At 54.6% G+C, this 11,268-nt stretch carries 9 protein-coding genes; 7 read left to right on the top strand and 2 right to left on the bottom strand.

Annotated elements, in window-relative coordinates:
* The first annotated feature begins 468 nt into the window (after positions 1–468).
* The 3 genes from ENN66_03745 to ENN66_03755 all read left to right on the top strand — a co-directional run bounded on the left by ENN66_03745 (position 469) and on the right by ENN66_03755 (position 2,408).
* Complete coding sequence (locus ENN66_03745) at positions 469–1,275, top strand: class I SAM-dependent methyltransferase (GenBank protein HDS15720.1); 807 nt, start codon at positions 469–471, stop codon at positions 1,273–1,275.
* Positions 1,276–1,525: 250 nt separating this feature from the next.
* A complete protein-coding gene (locus tag ENN66_03750) occupies positions 1,526–1,933 on the top strand; it encodes a hypothetical protein (protein HDS15721.1) in 408 nt (135 codons plus the stop codon).
* A 4-nt stretch (positions 1,934–1,937) separates the two neighbouring features.
* A complete protein-coding gene (locus ENN66_03755; GenBank protein ID HDS15722.1) occupies positions 1,938–2,408 on the top strand; it encodes a hypothetical protein in 471 nt (156 codons plus the stop codon).
* Between the two features lie 184 nt (positions 2,409–2,592).
* Here the strand turns inward: ENN66_03755 and ENN66_03760 are convergent, their stop codons facing one another.
* Complete coding sequence (locus ENN66_03760) at positions 2,593–2,910, bottom strand: diacylglycerol kinase (GenBank protein ID HDS15723.1); 318 nt, start codon at positions 2,908–2,910, stop codon at positions 2,593–2,595.
* Positions 2,911–3,091: 181 nt separating this feature from the next.
* Between ENN66_03760 and ENN66_03765 the strand changes: the two genes are divergently transcribed.
* The 4 genes from ENN66_03765 (at position 3,092) to nspC (ending at position 9,956) form a co-directional block, all read left to right on the top strand.
* On the top strand, positions 3,092–5,437 hold the full coding sequence (locus ENN66_03765; protein HDS15724.1) for a mechanosensitive ion channel: 2,346 nt from the start codon (positions 3,092–3,094) through the stop codon (positions 5,435–5,437).
* 210 nt (positions 5,438–5,647) lie between these two features.
* Positions 5,648–7,561, top strand: coding sequence for a biosynthetic arginine decarboxylase (speA, locus tag ENN66_03770; GenBank protein HDS15725.1), 1,914 nt, complete (start codon positions 5,648–5,650; stop codon positions 7,559–7,561).
* Between the two features lie 44 nt (positions 7,562–7,605).
* Complete coding sequence (locus tag ENN66_03775) at positions 7,606–8,805, top strand: saccharopine dehydrogenase family protein (protein ID HDS15726.1); 1,200 nt, start codon at positions 7,606–7,608, stop codon at positions 8,803–8,805.
* 38 nt (positions 8,806–8,843) lie between these two features.
* Complete coding sequence (nspC, locus tag ENN66_03780; protein HDS15727.1) at positions 8,844–9,956, top strand: carboxynorspermidine decarboxylase; 1,113 nt, start codon at positions 8,844–8,846, stop codon at positions 9,954–9,956.
* Positions 9,957–10,015: 59 nt separating this feature from the next.
* Here nspC and ENN66_03785 read toward each other — a convergent pair.
* Positions 10,016–11,268: sigma-54-dependent Fis family transcriptional regulator (locus ENN66_03785; GenBank protein ID HDS15728.1), on the bottom strand; the 1,253-nt coding region annotated here is incomplete at its 5' end.

Consider the following 11,268-nt stretch of genomic DNA (forward strand, 5'->3'; position numbering starts at 1 on the left):
ACGTGTCGCCTACCGTGATTGAGGCTAGCAGTTCTTCACCCCCCAACCGACCGAGGGCCCCGTTTCAGCCAACGGTCCAATTTCGCACCGAATTCGGACCTCGACCGCAGGTGGCGACCAGACCAGCCGCGGAGCCCTCACACCACCCCATAATCACGCAAAGTACGGCCCCTGACGAAGGTAAAATGCGCTTGCGCCCCAAGGGGGATCAATACCTTTCAAGACCGGCTTCGGAGCGAAGGCCAAGGTTAATAATTTTTAACCAGAAAAACGCAAAAAACAATTTAATTTCATCGTAAATTAGGATAGAAAGATCCGCTGCCCTGCAACCGAAGAAGCAAGCTTTCCTGAAAAACCAAGGAACAAGCCAAAACAAACCCTGATAAATTCATGGCAACGCTTGAAAAGCGCAAAAAAGCAGCCTGGCACCGTCACCGCTTCCGACGCGAGGCGCCCGCAGCCTTCGGCATGCGGCAGACACAAAAGCACGCCGCATGCCGAAGGCTGAAGGAAAACGAAGCCGGCGGAGTTATCACAAAAGCATTAACCTTAAACGTTTGCACAGCGACAAGGAACAAGCCCGTGGGTGTCAAGCAAATCATCAGCGGTGATCAGTTTGCTCACAAATACAACTATGATCACGCCCGGAATTATTACCAAAAGCATCACGAGAGCTGGATGCGCCGAATTTCGAACCGCCGGGAGCAGGCGCTGGCCCGCAAAGCCCTGCAACTTATCGGCGATCCCGCAACCATTCTCGACCTGCCCTGCGGCGCCGGACGGTTCTGGCCTTTACTGGCGGAAAACCAACAGCGCCGAATCATCGCCGCCGACAGCAGCCCGGCCATGCTTGAGGTCGCGAGCGAGACCTGTCCCGCGGAGCTCATAACCCAAATCGAGCAACTGCACACCTCGGCTTATGGCATCGAACTCGAAGAAGCCAGTGTCGACGCCATCTTCAGCATGCGGCTGCTCCACCATATCGGGGAGGCCGAGAAACGTCGCGCCATCCTTCGGGAATTCCATCGCGTCACCCGCCGCCACGTGATCCTCAGTCTCTGGATTGACGGTAATTACAAAGCCTGGCGCCGACACCGGCGCGACGAGGCCGTCCTGCGCCGCAACCCCTCCCGCTTACAGAACCGCTTTATTTTCAAACCGGAAAATATCGAACAGGAGTTTCACGACGCCGCTTTCGCCATCGTCGCCAAATTCGACTTTCTGCCCCGTTATTCGATGTGGAGGCTTTACGTGCTCGACAAACTGCCCACCTGAAGGCGCCGGAAGCTATCAGCTCCTCCCGGTTTTCTCCCGGCCAAAGCGGTAAAGATCTCCCGCGCCCGCACGGTATGCGGACGGCACCGACGGTTACTCCAGGCAGCTTCTAGCAACGGGCTACGCTACCCATAAAAATAAAGAGAGTCCCGCCATACTAAAAAAACTCGGCGGCGGCTGGCTACGCACCGCTCGGCCGCTGCTGCTTTTCTACCTGATTTTCCTGCTGATCGCCCTGGTCGGCCGACTGTTGCTGATCGCTCGTTATTTCGGCCCGCTTGCCGCCAGCGGAGTCAATTACTGGCAAGCCCTGATCGTCGGCCTGCGCATGGATACGATTGCCGCCGGAGTGCTGCTGGCCCCGCCGACCCTGCTGCTCTTTCTGACCCCGCTCCGCTGGCGGCGAGCCGGCGTTCAAGCACTCTTTCTTTACTTTCTCGCGCTGCTTCTGACAACCGTCTACATGGAAATCGCCACCCCGCCATTTTTCAGTGAATTCGAGGCCCGCCCCAATGAGCTTTTTGTCAATTACCTGATCTATCCCCGCGAGGTCATGAGCACGATTTTTTCAACCCAGCTCACTCCGCTGCTTCTGGCCGTACTCTGCCTGTCGCTGCTTACCTGGCTCTATCTCCGCTGGCGGCGAAAAACGTTTTGACAACATGGGCAGCTGGTATTACGGCAATGGTTTTCAGACAATCATTGACGAACCCATTTTCGTCAACCCGACGTTTCACGGCATCTGGGGGGTCTGCGATGAGGATCTGGTGGTCCGCGCCGACGAGGAATTCGTCAAGCTCCAGCAGCGCGGCCAACCTTTTCTTTCCGTCTTATTCACAACCACCAACCATACCCCCTTTGAATACCCGGAGGGACGGATCGAGCCCCTGCCCGGAAGCGAACCGGCCAGCGAGGAAAACGCGGTTAAATTCGCCGATCACGCCCTCGGCAAATTCTTCCTCCTGGCCCGGGAGCATGCCTATTACAATAACACCATCTTTGTCATCATAGCCGACCATAACATCCGGGTCCGCACCAGCCCCAACGGCGTCATGCCGGTCGACAATTACCGTATCTTCGGCCTGATTCTGGGCGGCGGCATCGAACCGCAACGCTGCGACCGGCTCTGCTGACCGCCTCATCCTGGCTCTACCACAAACAGCGCTACACCCTGCCTCAGGCCCGAGCGGTAAAGACCAGAGAATGAAACCTCCGCTCCCAGAGAACCGAGAAATGAAGTCCGACCGACCCCAACCCGCTTCGCCGACAAACACAACTCCGCAACCGTCCACCTTTGGGTCAGGGCTCGTCCCCGTCTCAGAAAGCCAGCCGCAGCCAGGTCAGCGCGGCCAGTAACAGGGCCACCATGACCGCCGCTGAGGAGAGGTCCTTGGCCCGACCGGAAAGTTCATGGCGCTCCGGCCCCACCCGATCAACCACGGCTTCAACCGCCGAGTTGAGCAGTTCGACGATCATCACCAAAAGCCAGCTGCCGATCAACAACAGCCTTTCCACCGGCCCCTCTCCCAGCCACCAACCAAGCGGCAGCAGAAACAACAACAAATAGACCTCCTGACGAAAGGCCGCTTCATTTCTAAACGCCTCTAAACGCCGCCCGCCAGCCCGCCAGTGAATAACTCGTGGCCTGCCACAGGCGGCCGCAGAAGGCTGCCGCCAGATTCATGATTTTATTTCTTGCCATGAAAAACCACCCCTCTCCGGACTCCAAATATTTTTCTTTCAAAATATTGATTTTCGTATAATATAGAGCGCCAGGAAAAGCCTAACCCAAACGCCAATCAGGCTATGAAGCATTGTGAAAAGTAACCGTTGTAAAACCAGAAAAGCGCCCGGGATAATATTCATAATCCTGGGTTTTGTCACTCTCTTTCTTGCTTTGGCCGCCGCAAGTCCGGCTCAGCTCCCGAGCGTGAACACCCCCCTGGAAAATCGACTCTATCTGGGCAACAGCGAAGGGATTTCCGCTTTCATCAACGAACGCCTGACTCAGATTGATAACCTCATCACTAACATCGATGCCCTCGCCGCCGAATCCTCAAGCTCCAGTGATTTACAGAACCGGGCCGCCAGCCTCAAGGATTTCTTTCACGGCATTTCCCAACAATACAGGAGTCTGCTGGCCGAACTGGTCCGCAGCCACTCCCCGATCACGGAAAAACCGCAGGTTGTCGGCCCGCCTTTCCGGATTGATGCTTTTGACAGGCTCATCAATTTCCAACGCCAGGTCGATCTTCAGATCAGCGAAACCGCCAAGAAAGCCGAGCTGCTCGGCAATCGCCTGACCTCCCTCAAGGACAATGCCGTCGGCCTCCTTTCCGAATACGCCAAGCTGATCAAAACCAGAGAACATGGGCAGCTGTTACTATATGAAAAATATGCCGAGCTGATCAGTTTGCAAGGCGAATATGCTCTTCTGATGATCAAAAAGCCTAAAATCGAGCTGCGGCTCAACCAATTGAAGGAGCTCCGCCAGCAGACGGCAGAGTTGATCAGCCAGGCCTTCAACCAGCTCATGATCACCCCGGAAGATCTTGAAAGCGCCGAGCAGGAAAACCAAAAACAAAAGCAGCTGCTTCAGGAAACCACTGATGCCACCAGCGCCGAATTTCAGGATCTGAACCGGCGCATCGCCATCTACGAAGCCCAGCTCGACAGCACCCTGATCCGGATCACTGAGAACAAGGACAACGATAGCGCCCGTGAAGGCTGGCAGATAGAAAAGGAACGTATCGAACTGATCATTGAAGCCCTCAAACTGCGCATTCAACTGATCAACCAGAAAAGACTCAACTGCGAAATCAAACTGCTACAGGCCGAATTCAGACTGGCCTGGTTGACCAAATTCCAGGATCCGGAAAAGCGTGAGAGGCTGGCCGATTTCATCAATCATTGGTCCAGGGAAAACGACCGCCTGGGCCGCACCAAAGAAAACATCACCAATACGATTTCAGAAACCACCCTGCTCCGCTCCAATCTGACCCAACGCCTGGTCGCGATTCAGAACAAAATGGAAGCGGCCCCGAAGGCTTCCCTGAGGGAGGCCTTCGGCGTCCTTTCGCGTCAGGCCGTTAAAGTCAACGAAAATATCGACAAGCTGATCATGGCCCTGGCCGACAACGATCAGGCCCTGAAAGGCACCCGAAGGGAATTTTCCCAGATTCTCAGCCTGGCCCGTTACGCCAGCAGTCCATGGGAAAGACTGCAGACCCGGAGCCACCGGCATCTCAGCGACATTAAAGAGAGTCTCCAAAACATCCTGTATTATCCCCTCTTTTCCTTCGGGACCTCAACTATCGACCTGCTGACCATTCTGAAGATTGTGTTTCTCTTCTTTTTCGGAATTGTCAGCCTGCGTCTGCTGCGCCGCAAGATCGCCAAACTGCTGGAGAAAAAAGCCGCCATGTCGATCGGGGCGGTCAACTCGATCACCACCCTGGGCTACTACGCCAGCCTGCTGATCGGCAGCATCATTATTCTCTCCTCCGCCGGGCTTGATTTAAGTCAGCTCAGCCTCATTCTCGGCGCCCTAGGGGTGGGCATCGGTTTCGGACTCCAGACCATCACCAATAACTTTATCAGCGGCATCATCCTCCTCAGTGAGCAAAGCGTCAAGGTCGGCGACCTGATCACCCTTACCGACGGCCTGGTCGGAGAAGTCAAAAACGTCTCGATCCGCTCCACCATCATCCGTACGATTGAAGGCGAGGATATCATCCTGCCCAACTCCGACCTGATCTCCAACCGGGTCAACACCTGGACCTACAGTGATGACTGGCGACGGCTCAATATTCCTTTCGGAGTTTCCTATGACGCCGATCCCGACGAGGTCGTGCGCCTGGCGGAAGCTGCCGCCCGGGAAGTTGCCATCACCCGGGAGGACTTCATGCATCCGCTGCGAATTTTTTTTGAAGGATTTGGCGACAGCAGCCTTGATTTTTCAATTCGGGTCTGGTGCCGAATGACCAATCTCAAGGCCCCGACCGGCCTGAAAACCGACTATTATCTGGCGCTTTTCCGCAAGTTCCGAGAAGCCGGCATCAGCATCCCCTATCCGCAGCAGGATCTGCATTTAAAAACAGTTTCCCCGGAAGTGCTGAAACAACTATCAGCGCTACTCAGAAAAGCGGAAGAACACCATTGACTTTAAACGTAATATAACGATGCAGCTATTGTCAGCGTTGATGGTACTCGAGTGGTTCGTAACGTCTCGCGAAAGGTCATCGTCTTCCGGCGCTCATTGCGCCCCAATTGCGGCCACCTATGTGAAAGCATTCAGCTTTTGAACTGATTTACATGGATGCTACTTAAACCTTAACCGGAGAGACTTTCTCCTGCAAATTACCCCAAAACTATGCCTAAATCAAAAACATGGAACCTCGAGGATGCGGTAAAACTTTACGGCATCGACAAATGGAGCGCCGGCTATTTCGCCGTCAATGACAACGGTGATGTCGTCATCACCCCCTCGGGCAAAGAGAATGGACCGGCTATCAGTCTGCATGAAATCATTACAGGCATTGAGGCCCGAGGTTTGTCAATGCCTGCATTGCTACGTATAGAAAACATCCTGGGTTCACAGATCAAACGCCTGCATGATACCTTTAACAAGGTTATCGCTGAAATCGGCTATCAGGGAAAATTCAAAGGCGTTTTTCCGATTAAAGTCAATCAGCAGGAACAGGTGCTGGAAGCCATTGCTCAGTTCGGAAAAAGCTTCAATCACGGCTTTGAAGCCGGAAGCAAGCCGGAACTGATCGCCGCCATCTCCTTGCTCAAAAACCGCGATGCCTGCCTGATCTGCAACGGCTATAAAGATGAAGAGTTCATTGACCTCGGCTTGTATGCCACCAAAATGGGCTTGCAATGTTTTTTTGTCCTGGAAATGCCGGGCGAGCTGGATCTGATTCTGACCCGAGCCCGGGCCATCGGGGTCAAACCCCTGCTCGGCATGCGCCTGAAACTGGCCACCAAGGCCGACGGCCAATGGGCTGAATCCGGCGGAGAACAAAGCGTTTTTGGTCTCAACAACCGCCAGGTAATCGATGTGGTTGACCGTTTGAAAAATGAGCAGCAACTTGACCGACTGATGCTCCTGCATTATCATATCGGCTCCCAGATTCCCAACATTCAGGATATCCGGGCCGGAGTCCTTGAAGCCAGTCGCATCTATGAAGAATTGGTCAAAGAGGGCGCCGCCATGGGTTACATTGACCTTGGCGGCGGCCTCGCAGTTGATTATGACGGCTCCAAAACCAACTATAATTCCAGCTGCAATTATTCGGTCGAAGAGTACTGCTACGATATTATCGAAACCATCGTCTCGGTTCTTGACAAAAGCGCCATCCCACACCCGACCATCATCACCGAATCCGGTCGCGCCACGGTGGCCTACTACTCGGTGCTGCTGTTCAACGTTCTCGGGGTCACGACCATGGATCCCAGACCGGTTCCGGAAATAATCCCGGCCACCACCTATGACCTGCTCGAAAACCTCAAGTCAACCCTTGAAATGGTTTCGCCAAAAAATCTGCAGGAATGTTACAATGACGCTCAGTTTTACCGCAGTCAGGCCCAGCAGCTTTTCAAACTGGGACAAATCAATCTGCGTGAACGGGCCCTAGCAGAAGACCTGATCAAACACATCATGATCAAACTCACCGAGGTAGCCAAGGAGCTGGAGCATATTCCGGAAGAAATCGAGGAGCTGGAAAAACAGATCTCGGATATTTATTACGGCAATTTCAGTCTTTTTCAGTCCCTGCCCGATGTCTGGGCCATAGATCAGCTCTTTCCGGTGATGCCTATCCACCGTCTTAACGAAACCCCGACCCGACCGGCCATCATCGCCGACATAACCTGCGACTGCGACGGCAAGATTGATTCCTTCTCCAGTTATCCATACCCCCGTGACACCATTTTGCTGCATCAGGAAAAGGAGGATGAGGACTATTATCTGGGGGTTTTCCTGATCGGCGCCTACCAGGAAACCCTGGGGGACCTGCACAACCTCTTCGGCGACACCAACATTATTTCGATTCATGTCAACGACGACGGTTCCTATAATTTTATCCGCGAGCTTGAAGGCGACTCGGTCGAGGATGTTCTGGGCTATGTTGAATACGATATCAAAGCCTTGAAAAAACGCCTCAAGGATTTCGCCGAAGACTCCATTCGTAACGGCTATATCAACCTCAAGGAACGGCGCACCATTCTGGCTGCCTTTGACGAGGGCTTGCGAGGCTACACCTATTTCGAGAAGGAATAAACCTTACAAACCCCAATCTGCAATATAAAACAATGGAGTCATACATGTCTAAAGTAATGATTATCGGTGCCGGCGGAGTGGGTTCGGTGGTCGCGCACAAATGTGCTCAGGTGCCGGAGGTTTTCGGTGAAATCTGTCTGGCGAGCCGGACCAAGAGCAAATGTGACGCGATTGCCGCGCAATTGAAACGAGCGATTCATACCGCCCAGGTTGACGCCGACAACGTCCCCGAGCTGGTCGGTCTGCTGCGGCGGGAAAAACCCGATCTGGTCATCAACGTCGCCCTGCCCTACCAGGATCTGCACATCATGGACGCCTGCCTGGAAACCGGTATCGACTATCTCGACACCGCCAACTATGAACCTCCGAACGAAGCCAAATTCTGCTACAAGTGGCAATGGGAATACCAGGAACGCTTTCAGGAAAAAGGTCTGATGGCCCTGCTCGGCAGCGGTTTTGATCCCGGGGTCACCAACGTTTTTACGGCCTGGGCCAAGAAAAAGCATTTCGACGAGATTTGGACCCTCGATATCATTGACTGCAATGCCGGCGATCACGGCCAGCCCTTTGCCACCAATTTCAACCCGGAAATCAATATTCGCGAGGTCACGCAGCGGGGCAAGTATTATGACAACGGGCAGTGGCTTGAAACCGAACCGTTAAGCGTGGCGCGCGACTTTGATTTTCCCGAAGGCATCGGGCCGCGCAAAATCTATCTGATGTATCATGAAGAACTTGAATCCCTGGTACACCATTTCCCTGAGATTAAGCGAGGGCGTTTCTGGATGACCTTTTCCGATAACTACCTGAACCATCTCAAGGTTCTCGAAGGCATCGGCATGACCAGCATCGAGCCGGTCGACTATCAGGGCCTAAAGATTGTCCCGCTCCAGTTTCTCAAGGCCGTGCTTCCCGATCCCGGTTCCCTGGGTCCGCTGACCAAAGGCCGCACCTGTATCGGCTGTTTGATCACCGGCCTCAAGGAAGGCCGTAAAAAGAGCTATTACATCTACAATATCTGCGATCACCAGGAATGCTACCGAGAAGTGCGATCCCAGGCCATCTCCTACACCACCGGGGTGCCGGCCATGATCGGCGCGATGATGATGCTGACCGGCAAGTGGCAGGGCCAGGGGGTCTTCAACCTCGAACAATTTGACCCGGCGCCGTTTATGGCCGCACTCAATCAATACGGCCTGCCCTGGACAGAATACAGTGGCGATTTAACCGGAGTCGAATTGTGAGTTTCGACAAAAAAATCAGCAAGCTTGATCTGGGGGGAATGCCGTCGCCGGCTTTTATCGTCGACCTCGCGGCCCTGGCCGACAACTGTGAGATCTTCGACCACATTCAAAAAAGAACCGGCGCGAAGATTCTCCTCGCCTTGAAAGGCTTCGCCATGTTCAGCACTTTCAAGCTGCTTAACCGGACCCTGGCCGGCACCTGCGCCAGCTCGACCTTTGAGGCCCGGCTGGGACGCGAGGAATTCGGCGGCGAGGTTCACAGTTACGCTCCGGCCTACAGCCGCGAAAGTCTGACCGAGCTGCTGTCGCTGAGTGACCATATTATTTTCAATTCTCCCGGCCAATGGCAGCGTTTTCGCTCGCAATGCCGACCCTTTGCCGACCGGGTCAAATTCGGCCTGCGCCTCAATCCCGAACATTCCGAAGCGCCGATCCCCCTTTACGATCCCTGCCGGCCCGGCTCCCGTCTGGGAACCCGGGCCCAGGATCTGCAGGAAACCGATCTGGAAGGGCTTTCCGGCTTCCATTTTCACACCCTCTGCGAACAGGATTCCCATGCCCTGGGAAGAACCCTGAACGCGGTGCGACAAAGATTCGGCCCCCGGCTGAAAAAAATGGAATGGATCAATTTCGGCGGCGGCCATCATCTTACCCGTCCGGGCTACGATCTCGACCATCTCTGCCGTTTGATCGAAGATTTTCGCCGGGATTTCGAGGTTGACGTCTACCTTGAACCGGGTGAAGCTGTGGTTCTCAATGCCGGCTATTTCATGTGCACGGTGCTCGATATCATCGACAACCACGGGCCCATCGCAATTCTCGACGCCTCGGCCGCCACCCATCTGCCCGACATCCTGGAAATGCCCTATCGACCGCAAATCATTGGCGCCGGACGTTCTCAGGAAAAACCTTTCACCTATGATCTCGGCGGGGTCAGCTGTCTGGCCGGCGATCATTTCGGCACTTACTCCTTCGCTCGGCCTTTAAGTATCGGCGACCGCCTGCTGTTTACCGACATGGCCCACTATACCATGGTCAAGACCAATACCTTCAACGGTATTCCCCTGCCCGCCCTGACGATTTTTAACGGCGAGAGCATTGAAATCGTCCGGAAATTCGGCTACGAGGATTTCAAAAATCGTCTTTCCTGAAAGCCGCCCCGGACAAGCTTCGTCCGAAAAACTGGGGCGGCCGGCAGAAACGCCGTTCACTATCCACCGACGTTTTTAAAAGCCTCCTTGCGCAGGCCATGACTCTGCATTTTGTTATAAAGACTGCGCTGATGAATGCCGGCGAGCGCGGCGGCTTCGGCCACCCGGCCGCCGGTTCTCAGGAGAACCATCTCCAGATAGCGACGTTCGACCTGTTTCTCGGTCTCCCGCAGCACCTCGGGCAGGGTCATGCCAGCCCAGGTCGACGGAGATTTGCGCAGAGGCAGGGAAAGCAGGGCCGACGTATTCTCAGCCTCGCGAAAGGTCATCGGCAGATCATCGATGGTGATCTGTTCGCCCTTGCTTAACAGCAGGGCCCGCTCCAGAACATTCATCAGCTCCCGAACATTGCCGGGCCAGTCATAGCGACACAGGGCTTCGACCGCCTCCTTACTGATGCGACCGGGCCCTCGGCCGATCTTCACCCGAAGAGAAGCCATCAGCATCTCGATCAGAGCCGGGATATCCTCCTTGCGATTGCGCAGCGGCGGAATCACCAGCGTAATCACATTCAGACGATAAAAAAGATCGCGCCGAAAACGACCGGCCTCGACCTCCTTTTCCAAATCCTTATTTGTCGCCGCGATGATTCGGGTATCAACCAACAGAGGTTTCTCGGCCCCCAAAGGAGTCACTTCATGTTCCTGCAACACCCGTAACAGTTTGGCCTGCATATGCAGGGGCAAATCGCCGATTTCATCGAGAAAAATCGTGCCGTCATGGGCCCGTTCAAAAGCCCCCCTCCGGGTACGGACCGCACCAGTGAAAGCCCCCCGCTCGTGTCCGAACATGTCGCTTTCAAGAAGCTGCTCGGGCACCGCCGCCATGTTGACGGCGATAAAAGGCCCCCCGGAACGTTGACTCTCGGCATGAATCACCTTGGCGAGATGTTCCTTGCCGACTCCGGTTTCGCCCAGAATCAGCAACACTGAATCAGTATTGACCACCTGCTGAACATCCTCCATGAAAACCTTCATGCTCTGATTCAGGGAGGAAAAATCGCTGAGTTCCGGCTTGAAACGCCCTTTCTGATCATAACGCTCCGCCACATTGAAATGACGTCTGGATTCCAGAATACTTTCAAAGGCTTCAATCAGACTATTGGCGGAAATCCCCGCGTAAAGCACGACATCGGCCCCGGCCGCCACCAGGCGAGCATTGTTTTCCGGCGCGTCTTCTTCACTCAGGATAACCGTGGTCGGTTTTTCCGGCAGATTGTTAAGCAGAGCCAGTCCGGCCTCAATCGGCTGCG

The organism is Pseudomonadota bacterium, assembly GCA_011049115.1.
Taxonomy (GTDB): domain Bacteria; phylum Desulfobacterota; class Anaeroferrophillalia; order Anaeroferrophillales; family Tharpellaceae; genus DSCM01.

Coding starts and splice junctions, on each gene's coding strand:
- ENN66_03745 (HDS15720.1), top strand. CDS start 469: ATGCGGCAGACACAAAAGCACGCCGCATGCCGAAGGCTGAAGGAAAAC.
- ENN66_03755 (HDS15722.1), top strand. CDS start 1,938: ATGGGCAGCTGGTATTACGGCAATGGTTTTCAGACAATCATTGACGAA.
- speA (HDS15725.1), top strand. CDS start 5,648: ATGCCTAAATCAAAAACATGGAACCTCGAGGATGCGGTAAAACTTTAC.
- ENN66_03775 (HDS15726.1), top strand. CDS start 7,606: ATGTCTAAAGTAATGATTATCGGTGCCGGCGGAGTGGGTTCGGTGGTC.
- nspC (HDS15727.1), top strand. CDS start 8,844: ATGCCGTCGCCGGCTTTTATCGTCGACCTCGCGGCCCTGGCCGACAAC.